Source organism: Chryseobacterium sp. WX, assembly GCF_029542485.1.
In the GTDB taxonomy this organism is placed as follows: domain Bacteria; phylum Bacteroidota; class Bacteroidia; order Flavobacteriales; family Weeksellaceae; genus Chryseobacterium; species Chryseobacterium cucumeris.
Genome location: NZ_CP120710.1, coordinates 917,277 through 935,344, shown reverse-complemented (window position 1 = coordinate 935,344; position 18,068 = coordinate 917,277). Strand labels below are relative to the sequence as shown.

The following is an 18,068-nucleotide window of genomic DNA, read 5'->3' as shown; positions in this document are numbered from 1 at the left end:
TTTCTGAATCTCTAAAATTATTAATCAGTAATCGTAATTTTTCTTTCTGCAGGTCTGAAATACCAGGAAATAATGACCAGTACCAATAATAATACCGCAGGAAAAGTTCTGCCGGCCGTATCACCAACGATAAGATGGGAAATTACAGCGCCTGACATGACAAAGAAAAATCCTGCGTAAGCCCATTCTTTGAGTATTAGTCGCTTAGGAATTAAGATGGCCATAACGCCCAGAATTTTCCAGACTCCGATGATGGTCATCAGATAAGAAGGATAGCCGAGATTAGTAAAATTGGCCAGTTCATCTTTGTTTTTCATCAGTTGGACAATGGCTGTTGAAACCATTCCCAAAGCCATCCAAAGGGTGAATATCCAATAGATGATTTTTGTTCTTTTTTGTGAGGGTTGTGGTGTGTTCATGATTGTTTTTTATATAATTAGTCGTTTAATCCTATTCCGTCCATGATTTGCGGGATGCATTTTTCAATGCGGGCTTCACGGGTTTTAGATTGTTTTGCAGAGGAGAAGTGGAGGAGATAAGCTCTTTGTCTTCCGGGAGTTAATGCTTTAAAAGCTTCCTGTAATGCAGGATCTTGATCCAGCTTTTCCTGAAATTCTTCAGCCATTTCAAACTCTTTTGTTTTCTTCATTTCTACTTTAGCACCCGATTCTTCTATTTCAACGGCTTCAAACATATAAGAGCGAAGAACTTCCTCTAAATCATTAATTTGTGCTACTTCGGTAAAACGAATCTGCCTTGCGGCCTGTACATTTTTAGACTGCTGAATCAAAATATGATCAGGATCTTTCATCAAAGCTCCCTTAAAGAAGAGAAGCGCACAATATTCTTTAAAACCATGGATCAGGAAAATATTTTTCCCTTCATAGGTATAACAGGGACAGCCCCATTTTAAATCTTCTACAAGCTCAGTACTAAGGGCAATAGCTCTTAATTTTTCAAATTCTTCCTGCCATTGTCCGGCATTTTCGAAGAAAAAATTAACTTTTGGATTCATGAGTTCTGGGTTTATGTGTTTGAGGGTTTGAGAGTGGGAGAGTTTTGGGTTACTGGATGTGGGATTCGGGTTATTTTGGGGTGTGATTTGAGTTATTCAGGTTTGAGGGTATTAGAGTGGGAGAGTTTCGGGTTTCAGGATTCGAGTTATTCAGGGTAGTTTATAAACCTCGCACCCCGCACCTCGAAACACGTATCCCATATCGTCTATTATCTCTTCCTCTCACCACCCAACAATTCCTGCAGACGATTATGCGCCATATTAATACCCTGTGCAAAAGGCATTTTCAGGTGCTGGTCTCTAAAGTCTACAGATTTATAAATGGTTTGGATCGTGATTTTGCTGGTGGTGTCCGTTAACTTTTCAAATTCTAAAAATTCCATCTGAACCGGAAATGGGGTGTTTTCCATCTGGAAAGTTCTTATAATTTTTTCATTCTGAACAATGTCATGAATAGTTCCATTGGCACTGAAAACCACATCGCCCTGAGGGTTTGATGTTTCAAAGCGGTAACTTCCATGTTGTTTGTTTTCGAAATGGGTTACTTTCGTTCCCATCCATTGTTCGAACAATTCAGCTTCTGTATACGCCTTGAAAAGAAGTTCTACGGGAAGGTCAAATTCTCTGATGATGAAGATTTCCTGTTTGCCGTCTTCTGCCTGGATTTTTGTTTTAATTTCCATATTTTGAGTTTGAGGGTTTGAGAGTGTTAGAGTGGGAGAGTATTAGAGGAAAGAGTTCAAGGTTGTCATCCTATTCACTGATAATTGACGATTCCACTTGCGAAGCAAAATTGACTATTGACATCCCCCAGTTAAATTTTGATGCCCTTGTCTATTATCTATCCGTCTATCATCTTTTATGTCTTATTATTCACATTCTGATACGCTTTCATCACACTTTCCAGCTTGTTGAATTTCTCATCCCACATGTTGCGGAAGGGTTCTATAAAATCGGCTATTTCTTTCATTTTATTGGGATTTAGGTGATAGATAATTTCTCTGCCGTTTTGTTCAGATCGCAGCAGTTCACATTCTGTAAGGATCTGGAGATGTTTTGAAACAGTGGGTCTTGCCGTATCAAAATTGGAGGCAATGGCTCCTGCTGTCATCGAGTGTGTCGTTACTAACATCAATATAGACCGTCTTGTAGGATCTGCTATCGCCTGAAATACATCTCTTCTTAAATTCATCGTGTAGTTATTTGACTACAAATATATGTGTAGTTATTTAGCTACGCAAATATTTTGTAATAAATTTTTGATTATAATGAAAAAAGCTCAACAATATAAGGTAATACATTGTTGAGCTTTGAATTTTTATATGAGAATAGGGAAGTATGCTTAAGATCTTACTTCCAGATCTTCAACGATATTTATGGCTTCCTGCAGGTAGAGGTCTTTTTGCAGATTTTTAATCCATACCTCCGATTTATTTTTGAATGCGGCGTCATTTTTCTCTCTTTCAATATCTTTTGGATACATGGTAAATGTAAGACCACTTTCTAATGTTTTTAATACTTTGAACTTATCATCCTGAGTTTTTCTCTGCTTCATCAGGTCGCTGTATTTTTGTATGCTCAAAGGCACTGTTTTTTCCTTACCCAGATTTTCTTTCCATTGAGCGTATTCAAGTAATAGCTTATAATTATCGTTTTTAGCAATTCTCTCTGCACTTACTTTCTGCAAGGCCTGAATATTAAGAAAGTTTTGTTTATTGAAGCTAGTCCCCTGTATTTTATCCCAGGCTAATGCATAGTCATCATATTTTTCACCGATGTCTGCATAAGAAAAGATATCTTTCATCTGGATATCTGAGCTTACACCTTTTCTCTGGGTAGACTCTCCGGTGATTCTGTAATATTTCTGAATGGTTAGTTTTATGGAACCAAAATCTTCCTCCGTATTTAAAAACCTGTTCAAATCTACAAATACCTGTACCGTTCCTTTTCCATACGAAACAGGAGAACCCATGATAACTGCTCTTCCGTAATCCTGCATCACACCGGCTAAAATTTCTGCTGCGGAAGCAGACAATTCATTCTGCAGAATTACCAGTGGGCCGTTCCAGATGGGAACTTCATTTTTATTTTTTAATGTGGTAATCTTTCCATTTCCATCTTTTACCTGTACATAAGGGCCTGCATCCATGAAAAGTCCCATAATATCACCAACTTCCGTTAAAGAACCGCCAGAGTTCCCCCTAAGATCCAAAACAATTCCCTGGATATTTTGTTCTTTAAGTTTGATGATTTCTTTTTTAATATCATCAGAAGCATTTCTGCCGTCCTTATCTTCAAAATCCGCATTGAACTTGGGTAGATTAATAAGCCCGTATTTTTTATCGGATGCATTGATGATAATACTTTTAGCGAAAGTATCTTCAATCAATATTTCTTCACGGATAATGGTCACATCCTGAATCGTTCCGTCCTTTTTCTGTACGGTTAAAGTGATTGGCGTTCCTTTTTCACCTCTGATTAATTTAATGGCTTCGCTGGAAAGCATATCCACAACGTTTACAGGATCAGTATCGGGAGTAGATTTTATTTTTAAGATCTTATCACCTTCAGTCAGCTGCTTGGTCTTCCATGCCGGAGCTCCAATGGATAATGTACCGATATAGAGGTTTCCTTTCTTTTCCTGAATTACGGCGCCTATCCCGATGATTTTTCCTTTGAAGTCCATATCAAAATCTTTCTTTCCCTGCGGTGAATAATAATTGGTATGAGGATCGAAAATATGAGTATACGCATTGATATATACAGTAAACCAATCCATTTTTTGCCTTTTCCTGAATCTGATAAATTTTTCTTCCAGAAGATCTTTCACATTTTCTGTCGCTTTTTTTATCTTTTCATCCTGGCTCAGCACTTCAGGCTTACTGGTGTTTTCTTTATTGTTAGAACCTTCCTTCTTCTTTTCTTCGCTTTTCCTGTTCATGGATTCTATCTCCTGCAGAATATTGTATTTCACATATTTCCTCCATTCATTGTACTGCTGCTGTTTGTTGGCTGGTGCATTTTTCAGTTTGGGTTCTAAAGTCAGTATTTCATCTTCTTCCAGATTGATGGGTTTACTGAAGATATCCTTCGTCATTTTATCAATTTCATCAATCCTTTGATACAATTTATCGACTGTCAGTTTATAAAAAGTCAAATCTCCCGTGTTCAGATAATCATCCAGTTTGGTTTCATATTTACGAAACTCATCCATATCAGATTGCAGGAAATAGGTTTTTGTAGGATCTATAGATTCAAAATACTGTTTATAAACTTCTTTTGAATACGCATCATTAATAGGTTTGGGGCTGTAATGCAGATAAGACAAAATATTCTTTGTATTGACCATGATGATCTGCATCTTTTCTTCTTCATTGAGAGGAGGACGAAAACCGAACACGAAAAATGTAAGCGGAAGAAGAAGTAATAAACGAACGGTTTTAAAATTTTTCAACATATCTCTGATTGTGCTTTTAATTGGAAACTATGCTTTTTTATTGCTATTAATTGATGTATTTTCCAATTTAATGATTGAAAATAGTAGTAAACAAGAGTTTTCAATATACTTTTATAAAATCACGTGAATGTATGAAAAATATTGATAATAAGGAGTTGTGGAGTGGGATTTTAAGATAAGTTTAAGGTTTGAAGACTTTGTCTGTCTTCAATATAAATATAGATTTTTTGTAGGATCTGCTATTTCCTGAAACATATTTCTTCTTAAATACATCATGGGTTACTTGACTACAAATGCCTGTGTAGTTATTTAACTACGTATTTTTTTGAAATTTTTCTTATATAATTGAAAGCCTTACTATTAAAATAAAAATGGAGAATCAGGTCTCCACTTTAATAATTAATAAAATCTTGTAATTTTTATATTTTAAAAGAGCTATCAGAACTTTAGTAAACTCATAAATAATAATAGTTTACTGATCATCAATTGGTAGTGTAACTATTTCATTATCTATGTAAAGCTCACTTAAAAATTTTGATTTAATTCTGAATTGACTTCTTTTTTTGATTTTTGGTCTTGTTGAAACATTTTCCATTTTAATACCAGGATCATAATAAATATTTCCTACTGCCATTTGTTTTAAAAATAATTGGAAATCTGTACCTGTGCCCAAAATAATCTTATTTCCATACTTATATTTTCTTTCATTTATTTTTTCTGAGAGTGAAGGTACATAACATGCTTGATTATGTTTTCTATTCCAATGCAAAAGCATTGACGAAAAACTCCATGAAGCTGCTTCATTTCCATCAATATCAACTAAGGCAATTCTCCCATTAGAATTTCGGATTTTTCCACTTTCAACATCAAAACCAATTAATTGCATTTCAAGATTTGTAGATGTATGACGTAATCCATTTTTATGTACTCCTCCAAAATTTATACGATCCTCTCGTCCGGTTCTATCAGCATATCCATATTTTATTAAAAACTCTTCAGTTCCTTGCGTTTTATAAACCCCATCTGTCGGCTCAGGAGTCATTAAAGTGATAACTGAAGAATTAATACGCTCAAAATTTGAAACTCCAAATTGTTTTACTTCCCAACCTAAAAAATCAGGTTCAGAATAACCGTTTGGAGTAATTCCCAATTCAGCTTCCAATGTGTAACCTCCACAATTTGAAGAAGTACAGGGTAAAATATTTCCGTTTTTGTCTAGTCGTTTTGAAATAATCCAATTAAGTTGATGGATACGATATAATTCATCAAGAAGTCGGGCTTTATTGTTTACTATTCTAGGTAAATTGATAACTTTAAAAATTCCAATTTCATCGTCTGGCTGTAATGCATTAAATTCAGTTGCAAGCTCTGATGTTGGTGAAGTTACATAACCTAAAATTTTACCTTTATCTGAAATACTTAAAAACAAAAGTCTATCTGCCAATCTTTGGGTCATTAACTCGGAAGGTGGGTTTTCACATTTCTTTAAAAACCCGGAAAATCTCACCTCAGGATATTTTGGATATAAGATAAGTTGAGAATTTGGAGCTGGGTATATATTTCCATCATCACCAATCCACGAAAAATTAATAGAAGCTTTAAATCGCTCCATGTTCCAATCTCCAGCTTCTTCTGTCTTTATTTCAGAAAGTGGAAAAATATTTAATATCTCAAAACTTCCTCCTAAATAAACCTGATTTTTTGAATTATCATTTGGTGAAAGTTTTTTTACATATAACTTTTGGCAGCCATTATCAATGAATAGCTTTTTGAGATTTTGCAGATTCATTGTTAGCTAATAAAGATTTTACTAATTGCTTTCCTACCGCTTGAATTAATGGTACAGTAACTGAGTTTCCAAATTGTCTGTATGCTTGATTATCTGAAACAGGAATTAAAAAATTATCAGGAAAACCTTGTAGTCTTGCACATTCCCTTGGAGTTAGTCTTCGGGGATTTATTCCGTTTTGAGGTATCAATATTTCTGAACCATCTTTATAATATCTTGCCGAAATTGTTCTTGATATTCCATTCAAGTCAGTTAAACCAAATCCAAATCCATTTCCTTTTGCCTTGTGTTTTTCCGCATAATTTTGGAGATAACTCCAGAGTTTGTCAGATAAGGTATATTTTGGATCAATGTCTTCTTCCAGAATTTCTTTAATTTTTGAATTTGGTTCAGGAAGTTTTGGGAAACTGAAATTTTCACTATGATTGAAAATTTCATTTCTAAAACCAACTATTAAAATTCGTTCACGATTTTGAGGCACAAAGTGTTTACCATTTAATACTTGAAAATGTATTGAATATCCTAGTTCTTCCAAAGTTTTCTTTATCACTTTAAAAGTGTTTCCTTTATCATGAGAAACAAGATTTTTAACATTTTCCAACATAAAAGCTTTTGGCTTTTTATATGCTATAATTCGTGCAATATCAAAAAATAAAGTTCCTTGTGTTTCATCTAAAAATCCATGTTTTCTTCCTAATGCATTTTTTTTTGAAACTCCAGCAATAGAAAATGGCTGACATGGAAAGCCTCCTAAAAGTATATCATGATCAGGAATTGATTTTTCATCAATTTGGGTTATATCCCCAAATGGAACTTCGCCAAAATTAGCTTCGTATGTTTTTTTTGCAAAATTGTTCCATTCACTTGAAAATACACACTTTCCTCCAAGATTTTGATATGCTAATCTAATTCCTCCAATACCAGCAAATAAATCTATAAACTTAAATTTTGGTTTTGCATTTGGTGGGAATGGTATATCATATGCAAATGGTATATAAAGTTGTTCAGGTTCTTTAATTACAGATAAAATTTCGTTTTGCAAATATTCTTTTGCATGAGATTTAAAGTACTGAGAAACACCATTTTTGTGATTTTGCCAATAATGTGTTAAATGAGCAAAACCATCGTTTAAGTGCTTGTCAATCTTTATGTTTAATTGTTCTTTTATATCGCTGTAGGTTGTCATTACAGATGTCTTGTATCTTTTATTTCTAATCATCCAAAGTTACAAAATTGATTTGACTTGATTGCTTTTAATATACACTTGGATTTTAGAAAAAACTCTTATGAATACATTGCTTAAGATATTTATTGCTTAATTTCTTGTATTAATTGTATGAATGTATTTTCTACCTTTGTTTTCTTTAATTGACATTCCCAAATAATTATTATTTTCCAGCCTTCGTTTTGTAATGCAATATTTGACTTCTTATCATTTTCAATATTATGATTGATTTTATTCAACCACCATTCTGTTCTGGTTTTTGGAACTACAAAGTATTTGCATCCCTCGTGTCCATGCCAGAAACAACCGTGTACGAATATTACTGTTTTATATTTTGGCAGAACAATGTCTGGTTTGCCAGGTAATTTTTTATCATGAAGACGATAGCGAAATCCATTAGCAAAAAGAAATTTACGTACGAGCATTTCAGGCTTGGTATTTTTGCCTTTTATTTTGCTCATATTATAGCTTCTGGTTTCTTTACTATGGACGTCAGCCATTTTTATTTTTTTTCTATTAGCTTTTCCAACTTCTCAATCATTTCCTTCTGCTGCTGAAGCATGCGCTCATAAAGCTCAATCATCTTATCAAGAGGATTGAAAGTAAAAGTAGGTTGAACATTTACACCGTTTGAATGGTCATGTGTATTGAAAGTATTAGAAATAATATTCACCGCCTGTTCCTCATCAAAATTTTCAATCGCTTCCGCGGGAACTTTCAAAATTTGAGCTACCTGCGCCAGAATATCAGATTCTACGGTTTCTTTTTGCTCTAAAAGGGAGATTTTCTTTTGGTTCCAGTCTTCACCAAGTTCAAAAGCGAGTGCTTCCTGTTTGATCCCCAGCATTTCTCGGAAACGCTTTATATTTCTACCCTGATGTATTTTCTTATTTTGCATATCTGTGTAACTCATAATAACAAATATAAAGCTTTAGAACAAAAAAATAAAGCTCTGTTTTAAAATAAATACTATTCTAAAATATCCCTCTTTCAGAATAAAATATCTATTCCTCAGATGGTTTATCCTTCTTATTATCCCTTCATTTGTAGAAAAATAACACCTATGAAAAGAAAAAGAAGAATGAATAGCAGCAAATATAATGAACTGAACAATCGTTACCTTACGGTTTTCCTCAAATCATTTTCAAGAGCGTATGGCAAAATAGTATACTTCCCCGAAATAAGAATAGCAGGGAAGTGGGTACAGCAATGTGGTTTTAAGGCAGGAGATAAAATATTGGTTACGGTAAGCAGGAACCAGATTATTTTGGAAAGAGAAGTGGATTATGAGGGATCAGTATGATTTCTTTGATGGTTTCTCGCAGATTTTGGAGATTGAGCAGATCTTTTTAGAGTTATAATCTGTGATATTTGTTTGATCTGCGGGAGATTTTTAGATTGTTTATTTTATAAAAATACCGATATACTTTCCATTGTATTCTACTACAGTCGTTTCGATGTTTTTTTTAATACAAAAATCCTGATAAGCGGAATTGTCGCCAATATCATCGCTAATAAAGACTGCGCCAGGCTTCAATCTTTTATAAATCTGATGGTAAGCCCACATTCTTCCGTGGTAACTTTTGTCAGAATCATAGTGGAAAACATCAAAAGAAGAAACCTTTTTAAAAATTTTAGGTAATGATTCTCTGTCTGCAAAACGGAATAACTGCCAATACTTTTTAAGGTTTTCAGGAACAACATATCCTACATACTGATCACCATCCTGAGCAAGATAAGGCATATCTGAGCTGTAGAGTGTACCATTTCTTTGTTGAAGGGAAAGCAATATGGCCAAAGAAGACCATCCATACGCCACACCTGTTTCCAGAACGTTTTGTGCTTTGGTAAATTCACAGGCGTAATAAATAAGCTCCAGAGCACCAGGTCCACCCATGGTAATAGGACATTCTTGTTCTTTTAAACTGGCTTTTTCCAGAATATCAGCAAAGGTAGATCTGAAGTGATCGGTATTCATAGAGAAAAGTCGGGAAACCGCTTCTTTTTGGGAAACTGCTATGGAGGCAGCCCAGGAATTTGTTTTTGCTTTTCCTTTGAACGGACTTCTTCTGCTTACCGTATTTTTAATGATTTTTCTGCCCAGTTCAGGATAAAGAGCAGGTCTTTTAAGATAAGCTACAAATGTTTTGAGAACTGTTGACATTTCATTGATTGTATTAAAGTTACAAGACAAATGTATCTTATTAAAAACCATATTGCATTGAGGCAATATTAATTTTGAGAGTAAATCTGTTTAAGATTTTTTAATAAACAGAGTCCGGTAATCAATCAGTGAAAGATCTTATTTTGATGTGAATGTTAAGTTTTAAAGCATTGATTTTCTTTGTTTTAAAAAAAACCAAGGATGATTACTAAACGTGCTGGGAGCTTCGTTAGCAGATTTTGGTGATTAGGCAGATGTTTATACAATAATTTGCGGGATCTGTTTGATTCGCAAAAGATCATATTCTTTGATTTCAGCTGTTTAAAGGAGAAATCATTTCTTTATACTTTGGGAAGAGTTTTTGTTTTTTTCTTTACAAAAATGTCTGTCCAAAAATATATGGAGTACGGTCATAAAAATGGCGATACTATTCTGCTTTTTCACTGGGTAGGTATTTGGTTTTCGTTAACACACTAAAAAGTGTGTTGTTTGCAAATGTATAAAATAATTGGATAAACAGAAAGAAAAATGAGACGAAATTATTCTGATCATTTTTAATAGTCTAATGCTGTGGAAAACGATACTCAGGAAATTGCCTTATCTTTGAGGTTTCTATGCCTTCCGGCATTAATCAATAGTATTCGAAAATGAAATTTTTATTAGACCTTTTATTCCGTGTTGTTCAGCTTTTTACAGAACCTTATTTCTTAGTATTTCTTGCGGTAGTCATCATTGCTCTGCTCAAAAGAAAAAACAAACGCAAAAATCTGAGAATAGGAGTTGGCTTTTTTGCCGTTTTAATGATCATTTTCATAGGAAATGGCTTTCTGGGAAAACTGACTTCCGGATATCTGCAGAAAAATTATGTGGGTACAATTGTGACTAAAAATAAACCTCCTCAAAACCCTGTTATTGTTGTATTGGGAGGTGGAATTGTAGATTTTGAACACACAGAAAAGCTGCATACCATGTCTTATTCCAGAATGGTAACGGCTTATCAGTTGTATCATGAATACAAGACCAATAATCTGCCTTGTAAAATACTGATTTCCGGAAAGGGAAGAGGACACAAAAGTGAAGCAGAATTATTCAGTGAAAATTTTAAAAAGATGGGAATATCAGATGCTGATATCATAAAAGAAGATAAAAGCATGAACACATATGAAAATGCAAAATATTCCAGCAAGATCTTACAGCAGATGGCTCCTTCTGATGTATACCTGGTTACTTCCGGGTTTCATATGAAAAGGTCTATGGCTTTGTTTCAGACATTTGGATTAAACCCGGTTCCACAAGCCTCAGATTTTATAGATACTGAAATTACTGTATTTCCTAACAGCTATAATGCAGCATTTACTTTTGTGATGCTCAAAGAAGTGTTGGGAATATGGCAGGTGCAGCTGTATAACAGCCTGGGATTGAATGGATAGTTATTTAAAACTATGATATAAAAACCGGACACTTAAACTAACTTAGGTGTCCGGTTTTGGTTTAAAAAGCTTTGATTTTTATTTTGTTTTCTTAATAGAAATTACCGTCTGCAAAACCACAGAAGCAATAATAAAGACCAATCCTATATAAAACGAAAGATTCACTTCTTTGCTTTCTCCGAAAAATAAGAACGCCATAATAATAGCATACACAGGCTCCAGATTGTATGTTAAGTTAACGGTAAATGCCGGAATTTTCTTCAAAACCTCTGCAAACATCACATATAAGCCAACGGTACAAAAAAGCGATAAAACGCCCAAATAAGCCGTGTTTTTTAAGTCAGGAACTATGCTATCTGACTTAAAATAGAGGAGATATACGGGCAAAAATGCTCCCCAGCATAAAGGTACCGGCAATCATCTGATAATAGTTGATAATTTTGGTATCAAAATGACTCACCAGACGTTTGTTATAAATCGTATACAAAGCCCCAAATGCCGATGAAAAGACGCCTAATATAATCCCAAGCTGATAGGAAGTATCAAAGTGAAATATTAAACTGATTCCTACAATCGTTAACGTACTGAGAAGTAATTCTGAAAGCTTGAATTTCTCCCTATCAAGAACAGGTTTGAATAAAGCTGTGAAAAAACTTGTCAGGCAGTAGCACACCACACCAATGGATATATTGGCATATTTTATACTGGCATAGAAAAGAAGCCAATGGAGCGTAAGCAGTAAGCCGGCTTTTGAAATCTGAATTTTTCCCCGGAAAGGAATATCCGTTGGAATTTTCAAGAGCTTTACAATAAAGAACAAAATAATAGAGGAGAAGAGGAGTCTGTACCAGACCAGTAAACCTTCGTTAAGAGTGATCAATTTCCCGAATACACCTGTAAATCCGGCCAGAATTACGGCCAGATGTAATAATAAATATGATTTTTTCATTTGAGAATGAACTGTAAAATTGGAATTTATTAAGGTGCCGGAGGAGGCAGACAGTTCGAGCGGTTCATATTGATCTGTTGAATGTCAAATATAGGGAAAAATATTTTGAAAGTTTACATAAAAAATACATTGAACTTGTGTCCATCCGGATCTGCAAATACAAAACCGTAGTAATTTTCTCCAAAGCTCTCAGGCTCTGAAACAATGGTTCCACCAGCATTTTTTACTTCTTCAGCCCATTCATCCACCTGACTTTTGCTTTCTGCAGAAAGGGTGAATATAATTTCGTTGGAGCTTTGAGGATCTCCAAATTTCATGCTTTTCAGGTTGTTTTCTATGATATTTTTTAAGAAAAAGTGAACAACCAATTCATTTCCAGCCATAAAAAAACTTACCAGCTCATTGGAACTGTGTGGGCTATTAGGTCTGAATCCCAGTTCAGTATAGAATTTCTGTGTGCGTTCGAGGTCGGTTACGGCCAGATTGGCCCAGATCATTTTAGGTTTCATACTATTTTATTTTTTGGTTAGGATAAAGGTATTCTGTTTTTACAGAAGAAAAACTGCCATGTGGCAAGATTTTGTATTTCCTTTGATTAATTTAACATAATGTAAAAGGGGCAAATTATGATGAAAAACTGGGAGTCTGCAAGAGAACCTTGTCAAGGGTTAATTTTCACTACGAATTTTTTTTCAAACCATTGAACCAGAAGGATTTTACGCCCCTTTAAAGAAAACTCACTGGATGGCCTTGTAGAGAAATATGAAGTAAAAAAAATCGTACAAGGCAATATGCTGATCATTTTTTCTCTGTACAACGAATCTTGATTAAAATAACCCAACAGTGTATAGCGCAATTCATAAAATGTTTTTCAGGATCATTTTATATGCAAAGAAAGAGTTCTTAAAAACTGTTATAATGTATTTGGCTGAAAAATATTGAATATAGAGTATTCTCAGGAGGTTAATTACTCTATTTCTGAATAATAATAAAAATCCTATAATTTATATTATGTTAAATTGTATGTTATTTGGGTTTCAAAGATTCACAGAACATGTTATATTTCATGATTTTATAATTTCGGTTATTGCATCAGATTTTCAAGTATAATAAACTCTATCTTCCGCAACTGTTTATATTTTCAGATAAATAATCTTAAATCCAGAAAGTTTTTAATCCCTTACGTTTCTTATAAAATAAATGGCAGATTAAGGAATCTTTTAATTGAGCCTTAATCCGCCACTTGTGCCAACTGCTGTAATCAGATGGTTTTCTATTTATTTAATTTTTCTAATTCGGGTAATTCTCTTTTATATTTTTCAACGTCCCAAACCAAATTCCAATTTTTAACATAGTTAGAGATTGGATCTAATCCGACTTCTGTTCTTCTTTTATCTACATTGTCAGGATCAGTTAAAGGTAAAATATAGTAAGTATTATTACTTTGATTGATTCCTATTTGGCTTCCGTAGATTTGTTTTCTGCCTTCGCGAATTTCTATTCTGTCAATTAACAAAGCTAAAGAACCTGGACTCGCATTGCCTTTTGTTACCGCTTCTTTCATCATGGGTAAATATTTTTTTTGCGTTTCCAGATCTGAATGTTGAATGACAAGAAATAATGCACTATTGGCTTGCGCGCCTACTTTGTCTTTACCCACCCAGCCTTTTTCATCTAATATTTTTTTTACTTTTATTAAGTTAATGGAGTCTTTCTGATTGGTTATTTTCCAAAGGTCATTTATTTCTTTAGAATTTGGGCCGAATTTTTTTTGAGTTTCACTCATTTGTACTCTATATTTCTGGTCTTCATCAAGAATTGCCAATAACTCAGCCTGCAGGGGTTTGTCATAATTTGCTTCTATGGCTGCTATTTTTTTTTCTAACTTTTCAATGGTTTTCCCCCACTCTTTTTTCGAATGCAAGTTTTCTAAATCAGTATCAGAATTTAAGTGCTTTAGATTGGTCCAGCCTTTTTCTATTGATAAGTTCAGCCATTTAAATGCTTGCTTTGTATTTCCTGCTAAAGAGGATGAACACGCCCCATTATATAAGTGACTTGGATTTTCGCTTTCGATTTTAAAAGCTTTATCATATAAATCTGCAGACATTTTATACTCTTTTGATTCATATAATTGATTAGCTTCACTTATTAATTTTGAATATTCCTGAGCATTAAAGCCTGAGAATAAAAATAGTAATAACAAAGTATAAATAGTATTTCTCATGTTTTCTGTATTTAATTCTTAAATTTTAGATGGTTATTATTCTACTAATATAAAATTTATTTTGATGATTGTATTGTTAAGAGATCACAAAAAAGAAATTATACTAGGTTTTCGTTAGATTGACGAATTTTTTGTTTTTTAATTAAATAATCATATTGAATACCTATTTGTAAGAATTTTCTTCATGAATAAAACGACCTCTTCAAGTTCTTTCTCATTCTTTGAAGCAAAACCTAATCGAAAAGCATTCTCTTCTTCATCTATTCGTTTGATTTGCAATTGTAAATGAGTTTTCAATGTATTAACACTGTAGGGATGTTTGAGCTGTATCCAAACCGACAGGCCGCCGTCTGGTAAGGTAAAAGAGATATAAGGGCTCAGATGATGTTGCAAAAGTATATTCAGATAATCTCTGCGTTGATGGTAAGACTTTTTGGCTTTCTTCAGATACCTTCCCAAATCACCACTTTTAATCAATTCTGCTAATGCATTCTGCATATATCCATCCCCTCCTACATCAATTGCTTTTCGTAAAACAACAGCTTCCTGAATGAAATTTTTAGGAGCTACCATAAAACCAATACGAATGGAAGAACCCAATATTTTTGAAAATGAACCAATGTAAATGACATTCCCCTTATGAGCTCCACTTGCCAAAGGTAAATATGGTGAGGAGGAATAATGATAATCATAATCGTAATCATCCTCAATAATAGCAAACGAATATTGATTGGAAAGCTCCAACAGTTTCATTCTCCTTTCAACGCTCAAAGTGACTGTTGTAGGATAATGATGATGAGGAATGAGGTATACAGCGGTTATTTTTTTCTTTTTACACATTTTTTCGAGAGCATTAATGTCCAGTCCGTTTTCGTCTACAGGAACCTCTATTACAGATGCTTTTGTTTTCTCAAATGCACTGTTCGCAATAGGATATCCCGGTTTTCCGGAAACAATAATGTCTCCATCCTGTAAAAGCAACTGAGCCGCCAGATAAATGCTCATTTGTGCGCCATGGGTAATCAATAGGTTATCAGCGGAAATATTGAGTCCTCTTGTTACAGATAAATATCTCGATAGCTCTTCTCTTAGTTTTAATGTACCTTGAGTTGTCCCAACAACTGCTTTTTTAATGCTAAAGCTTCTTGATGTATAGCTGCGGTAAATTTTCAACAGTTCATCTATAGGAGAAAGGCGAATATCGGGATGCCCATCATCAATGAAAATCTCAGGAAGAACAGTCAGCTCCTGCTGTGACGGATCTTTCTTTGATTGATGAATCGGAAGGTCGAAATTATTTTCATAGGATAAAGATGAATCTTGAGCGTTCCACTTTTGAGGTTGTAGAGTTGGAATACTCTCAGATACTCTGACCTGTTTCCGGGGAATAATCAGGATCCAATCCTGGGCATTGAGCTCTTCATATGCAGCGATTACCGTCTTACGGTGCACACCCAGTGTTTTTGCAAGTTCTCTGGTACCGGGAAGAGCCATTCCGGGCTTTACATTACCGTTTCTTATTGCATTAATAATAGAGATGGCTATCTGTCTGTAAACAGGAAGCTTTTTTTCTTTATCAATAGTGATGATATGTTCAAACGGAAACATTCTGGACTACTCTATATGTTTAATCTGGTATACAAATGTAGTCCAAATTACCTATAATTTTGCCCTGTAAATCAAATAATTTAATTAAAAGTATGATAGCTGTAATATTTGAAGTCGCTCCTGAAGAAGGAAATAAAGATGAATATCTGGATATAGCGAGATCCCTAAAGTCAGAACTGGAAGGAATTCCTGGATTTATTTCGATTGAACGGTTTCAAAGTCTCGTAGATCCCCGAAAAATCCTTTCCCTGTCCTTTTGGAAAGATGAAGATAGTATAAAAGAATGGCGCAACAGAACCACTCACAGGAAAGCACAACAGGCAGGACGAAATTCTGTGTTTGAAGATTACAGATTGCGTGTAGCTTCCGTGATACGGGATTATGGGATGTCTGAAAGACAGGAAGCCCCTGCGGATAATATCTTTTGAAGTAACAGTAAAAAAATAAAAATGATTACGTATCAAATTGAAGAGAAAATTGGAATAGAAGAATTTACTCAGGTGCTGGTAAACTCTACATTAGGAGAAAGACGTCCGGTAAACGAACCGGAAAGAATAACAGAGATGCTGCAGCATGCCAATCTTATTGCAACTGCTCGGGATAATGGTAAATTGATTGGAGTATCAAGATCATTAACTGATTTTGCATTCTGCACTTATCTTTCAGATCTGGCGGTTGATGAGAATTATCAAAAGAAAGGCATTGGAAAAGAATTAATCCGATTGACAAAAGAACATACCCCAAAAGCTACATTGATTTTATTGGCCGCACCAAAAGCTGTGGGCTACTACCCTAAAATCGGGATGAAACAGTGGGAACAGTGCTATATACTGAACAATGTGGAGGATTTGAAATAATGAAATACCCCGGAAAATAAGAAGACATGTACTAAAACTACATGTCTTCTTTAAGTAAAATCACTTATTTATATTGTTTCCCGCTAAGCTATATATCTGTTACCTGTTAAACGGATACTCATTAATCCAATGAAAACTCCTCTTGTTTAAAAGATAATCTTCTTTTTTCTTTCTTATTGTTTTTATTTTTACAGAATCACGACCCTTATTTCCTGTAAAAATGATACTATCTTTTTGAGTATTGTAATGCAGGTAAGCATATAGGTCCTGATGATCTATTTTACGAAGCATAAGTGTTTTATTTTCAGTATCTAAAACGCTCTGGAATGTTTTAGTACTGTCATTGTTCAGGATTACTTTTGTCCGGCTTGGAGAAGTTATCAGTATTTTTTTCCAGCCAATGGAATCGTTGCATGATATTTCCTGGTTGTTTATGATAAATTTATCTACAATATATGCACCCTCCATCGGAGCGGCCGGAGGTGTATAGAATAGTGCTGATGAAGAGCTTAATATGAAAAAAGCTATTACAAGCCATTTGAATACAATAACTGTAATACTCTTCCTCTTTTTGTCGAATGTTCTTTTTTGAAAACGTAACTGGGATGGCTGATGCAAGATAAAAAAACGATATAATGCCATTGCATCACCGCTTACAATAAAAAGACAGAACAAAACAATATGACTGGAAAATATTTTAACCGGCACATCATAGAAAAAATTCAACAGAGCTACATTGATCATCACCGTCATGGAAAAAAGTGCACCAAAGGTTTTGGTTCTCCTGAAAAGAAGCAAAAGTCCACCAATAACTTCCAACAATCCGGAAACAAATGTATAACCAGTGGAAGCTCCCATCATAGCCCATACCATCCCCATTGGTGACATGTCTCCAACTTTTTCTTCCAGTCTGCCAATTGAATTAGGAGGAAACTGCCCGTCGTGTAGTTTTGCAAAACCGTATGAAAGCATTATCATAGCTACATAATAGCGTGCCACTACTACCGTAAACCAATGAAGATCTTTAAATGTCCGCTGTTTTTTATCTGCAAGAAGTATAACGAGTGCAGCCACTACCGCTAAGCCAATATTTACAAGCACTACCCAATAATCTAATGTGGTATCGCCGCTGCCAGTCATTGTAATATATTCTACCTGCGTTTGCTGAAAAACATTTTTACACAACCACAAGACTCCACTCTTATGTATTCCTGCTAAAGGCGAAAACTGAGAGGTAAAAATAAAAAGATACACATAAGAAATAACAAACAAATGCAGAAAACGTAGTACAGCATTATGCTTTCTCTGATTGGGAAAAGTGATGGGTTTTGTATTCATATTAACAAT

The 18,068-nt window shown here is 34.4% G+C and carries 20 protein-coding genes; 4 read left to right on the top strand and 16 right to left on the bottom strand.

The window, feature by feature from the left end; all coding sequences use genetic code 11:
* Window positions 1–20 precede the first annotated feature (20 nt).
* The 9 genes from PZ898_RS04175 to PZ898_RS04135 form a co-directional block, all read right to left on the bottom strand.
* Complete coding sequence (locus tag PZ898_RS04175) at window positions 21–419, bottom strand: DoxX family protein (RefSeq protein ID WP_062669345.1); 399 nt, start codon at window positions 417–419, stop codon at window positions 21–23.
* A gap of 17 nt (window positions 420–436) precedes the next feature.
* Window positions 437–1,015, bottom strand: coding sequence for a DUF1801 domain-containing protein (locus PZ898_RS04170; RefSeq protein WP_062669347.1), 579 nt, complete (start codon window positions 1,013–1,015; stop codon window positions 437–439).
* A 209-nt stretch (window positions 1,016–1,224) separates the two neighbouring features.
* Complete coding sequence (locus PZ898_RS04165) at window positions 1,225–1,698, bottom strand: SRPBCC domain-containing protein (RefSeq protein ID WP_277694883.1); 474 nt, start codon at window positions 1,696–1,698, stop codon at window positions 1,225–1,227.
* Window positions 1,699–1,874: 176 nt separating this feature from the next.
* Window positions 1,875–2,207, bottom strand: coding sequence for a metalloregulator ArsR/SmtB family transcription factor (locus tag PZ898_RS04160; protein WP_277694882.1), 333 nt, complete (start codon window positions 2,205–2,207; stop codon window positions 1,875–1,877).
* Between the two features lie 150 nt (window positions 2,208–2,357).
* A complete protein-coding gene (locus PZ898_RS04155; RefSeq protein WP_277694881.1) occupies window positions 2,358–4,472 on the bottom strand; it encodes a carboxy terminal-processing peptidase in 2,115 nt (704 codons plus the stop codon).
* 472 nt (window positions 4,473–4,944) lie between these two features.
* A complete protein-coding gene (locus tag PZ898_RS04150) occupies window positions 4,945–6,261 on the bottom strand; it encodes an MvaI/BcnI family restriction endonuclease (protein WP_277694880.1) in 1,317 nt (438 codons plus the stop codon).
* Window positions 6,227–7,447 carry a DNA (cytosine-5-)-methyltransferase gene (dcm, locus tag PZ898_RS04145; protein ID WP_277694879.1) on the bottom strand — a complete coding sequence of 407 codons (1,221 nt, stop codon included), beginning with the start codon at window positions 7,445–7,447 and terminating at the stop codon, window positions 6,227–6,229. Before dcm ends, PZ898_RS04150 begins: the two co-directional genes overlap by 35 nt.
* Before the next feature lie 122 nt (window positions 7,448–7,569).
* On the bottom strand, window positions 7,570–7,986 hold the full coding sequence (vsr, locus tag PZ898_RS04140) for a DNA mismatch endonuclease Vsr (RefSeq protein WP_277694878.1): 417 nt from the start codon (window positions 7,984–7,986) through the stop codon (window positions 7,570–7,572).
* 2 nt (window positions 7,987–7,988) lie between these two features.
* The gene (locus PZ898_RS04135; RefSeq protein ID WP_277694877.1) at window positions 7,989–8,399 is read right to left on the bottom strand and encodes a helix-turn-helix transcriptional regulator; all 411 of its coding nucleotides are present in this window, start codon (window positions 8,397–8,399) and stop codon (window positions 7,989–7,991) included.
* A gap of 150 nt (window positions 8,400–8,549) precedes the next feature.
* On the opposite strand from PZ898_RS04135, the gene PZ898_RS04130 reads away from it, so the two are divergent.
* Window positions 8,550–8,789 (top strand): SymE family type I addiction module toxin, encoded by a 240-nt coding sequence (locus PZ898_RS04130; protein ID WP_034697863.1) that lies wholly within the window; start codon window positions 8,550–8,552, stop codon window positions 8,787–8,789.
* Window positions 8,790–8,888: 99 nt separating this feature from the next.
* Here the strand turns inward: PZ898_RS04130 and PZ898_RS04125 are convergent, their stop codons facing one another.
* The gene (locus PZ898_RS04125; protein ID WP_216444535.1) at window positions 8,889–9,650 is read right to left on the bottom strand and encodes a class I SAM-dependent methyltransferase; all 762 of its coding nucleotides are present in this window, start codon (window positions 9,648–9,650) and stop codon (window positions 8,889–8,891) included.
* 647 nt (window positions 9,651–10,297) lie between these two features.
* Here PZ898_RS04125 and PZ898_RS04120 point away from each other — a divergent pair.
* Window positions 10,298–11,080, top strand: coding sequence for a YdcF family protein (locus tag PZ898_RS04120; RefSeq protein ID WP_216444536.1), 783 nt, complete (start codon window positions 10,298–10,300; stop codon window positions 11,078–11,080).
* A gap of 78 nt (window positions 11,081–11,158) precedes the next feature.
* Here the strand turns inward: PZ898_RS04120 and PZ898_RS04115 are convergent, their stop codons facing one another.
* From PZ898_RS04115 to PZ898_RS04095, 5 genes are all read right to left on the bottom strand, one after another.
* The gene (locus tag PZ898_RS04115) at window positions 11,159–11,467 is read right to left on the bottom strand and encodes a DMT family transporter (protein ID WP_277694876.1); all 309 of its coding nucleotides are present in this window, start codon (window positions 11,465–11,467) and stop codon (window positions 11,159–11,161) included.
* The gene (locus tag PZ898_RS04110) at window positions 11,442–12,029 is read right to left on the bottom strand and encodes a DMT family transporter (RefSeq protein WP_277694875.1); all 588 of its coding nucleotides are present in this window, start codon (window positions 12,027–12,029) and stop codon (window positions 11,442–11,444) included. The genes PZ898_RS04115 and PZ898_RS04110 overlap by 26 nt, the downstream gene beginning before the upstream one ends.
* A gap of 113 nt (window positions 12,030–12,142) precedes the next feature.
* Window positions 12,143–12,538, bottom strand: a complete 396-nt coding sequence (locus tag PZ898_RS04105; protein WP_120231201.1) for a VOC family protein — start codon at window positions 12,536–12,538, stop codon at window positions 12,143–12,145.
* A 764-nt stretch (window positions 12,539–13,302) separates the two neighbouring features.
* Window positions 13,303–14,256: a DUF6624 domain-containing protein gene (locus tag PZ898_RS04100; RefSeq protein WP_216444539.1), complete on the bottom strand. Its 954-nt coding sequence runs from the start codon at window positions 14,254–14,256 to the stop codon at window positions 13,303–13,305.
* A gap of 150 nt (window positions 14,257–14,406) precedes the next feature.
* On the bottom strand, window positions 14,407–15,864 hold the full coding sequence (locus tag PZ898_RS04095) for a PLP-dependent aminotransferase family protein (RefSeq protein WP_216444540.1): 1,458 nt from the start codon (window positions 15,862–15,864) through the stop codon (window positions 14,407–14,409).
* A 92-nt stretch (window positions 15,865–15,956) separates the two neighbouring features.
* On the opposite strand from PZ898_RS04095, the gene PZ898_RS04090 reads away from it, so the two are divergent.
* Entirely contained in the window at window positions 15,957–16,292 is a 336-nt protein-coding gene (locus PZ898_RS04090; RefSeq protein WP_216444541.1) for an antibiotic biosynthesis monooxygenase, read from the top strand.
* Between the two features lie 21 nt (window positions 16,293–16,313).
* On the top strand, window positions 16,314–16,721 hold the full coding sequence (locus PZ898_RS04085) for a GNAT family N-acetyltransferase (RefSeq protein ID WP_277694874.1): 408 nt from the start codon (window positions 16,314–16,316) through the stop codon (window positions 16,719–16,721).
* A 99-nt stretch (window positions 16,722–16,820) separates the two neighbouring features.
* Here the strand turns inward: PZ898_RS04085 and PZ898_RS04080 are convergent, their stop codons facing one another.
* The gene (locus PZ898_RS04080) at window positions 16,821–18,059 is read right to left on the bottom strand and encodes a hypothetical protein (RefSeq protein ID WP_277694873.1); all 1,239 of its coding nucleotides are present in this window, start codon (window positions 18,057–18,059) and stop codon (window positions 16,821–16,823) included.
* Window positions 18,060–18,068: the final 9 nt, after the last annotated feature.

Coding starts and splice junctions, on each gene's coding strand:
- vsr (WP_277694878.1), bottom strand. CDS start 7,986: ATGGCTGACGTCCATAGTAAAGAAACCAGAAGCTATAATATGAGCAAA.
- PZ898_RS04100 (WP_216444539.1), bottom strand. CDS start 14,256: ATGAGAAATACTATTTATACTTTGTTATTACTATTTTTATTCTCAGGC.
- PZ898_RS04175 (WP_062669345.1), bottom strand. CDS start 419: ATGAACACACCACAACCCTCACAAAAAAGAACAAAAATCATCTATTGG.
- PZ898_RS04160 (WP_277694882.1), bottom strand. CDS start 2,207: ATGAATTTAAGAAGAGATGTATTTCAGGCGATAGCAGATCCTACAAGA.
- PZ898_RS04080 (WP_277694873.1), bottom strand. CDS start 18,059: ATGAATACAAAACCCATCACTTTTCCCAATCAGAGAAAGCATAATGCT.
- PZ898_RS04170 (WP_062669347.1), bottom strand. CDS start 1,015: ATGAATCCAAAAGTTAATTTTTTCTTCGAAAATGCCGGACAATGGCAG.
- PZ898_RS04125 (WP_216444535.1), bottom strand. CDS start 9,650: ATGTCAACAGTTCTCAAAACATTTGTAGCTTATCTTAAAAGACCTGCT.
- PZ898_RS04095 (WP_216444540.1), bottom strand. CDS start 15,864: ATGTTTCCGTTTGAACATATCATCACTATTGATAAAGAAAAAAAGCTT.
- PZ898_RS04165 (WP_277694883.1), bottom strand. CDS start 1,698: ATGGAAATTAAAACAAAAATCCAGGCAGAAGACGGCAAACAGGAAATC.
- PZ898_RS04155 (WP_277694881.1), bottom strand. CDS start 4,472: ATGTTGAAAAATTTTAAAACCGTTCGTTTATTACTTCTTCTTCCGCTT.
- PZ898_RS04130 (WP_034697863.1), top strand. CDS start 8,550: ATGAAAAGAAAAAGAAGAATGAATAGCAGCAAATATAATGAACTGAAC.
- PZ898_RS04105 (WP_120231201.1), bottom strand. CDS start 12,538: ATGAAACCTAAAATGATCTGGGCCAATCTGGCCGTAACCGACCTCGAA.
- PZ898_RS04150 (WP_277694880.1), bottom strand. CDS start 6,261: ATGAATCTGCAAAATCTCAAAAAGCTATTCATTGATAATGGCTGCCAA.
- PZ898_RS04110 (WP_277694875.1), bottom strand. CDS start 12,029: ATGAAAAAATCATATTTATTATTACATCTGGCCGTAATTCTGGCCGGA.
- PZ898_RS04120 (WP_216444536.1), top strand. CDS start 10,298: ATGAAATTTTTATTAGACCTTTTATTCCGTGTTGTTCAGCTTTTTACA.
- PZ898_RS04135 (WP_277694877.1), bottom strand. CDS start 8,399: ATGAGTTACACAGATATGCAAAATAAGAAAATACATCAGGGTAGAAAT.
- PZ898_RS04085 (WP_277694874.1), top strand. CDS start 16,314: ATGATTACGTATCAAATTGAAGAGAAAATTGGAATAGAAGAATTTACT.
- dcm (WP_277694879.1), bottom strand. CDS start 7,447: ATGACAACCTACAGCGATATAAAAGAACAATTAAACATAAAGATTGAC.
- PZ898_RS04090 (WP_216444541.1), top strand. CDS start 15,957: ATGATAGCTGTAATATTTGAAGTCGCTCCTGAAGAAGGAAATAAAGAT.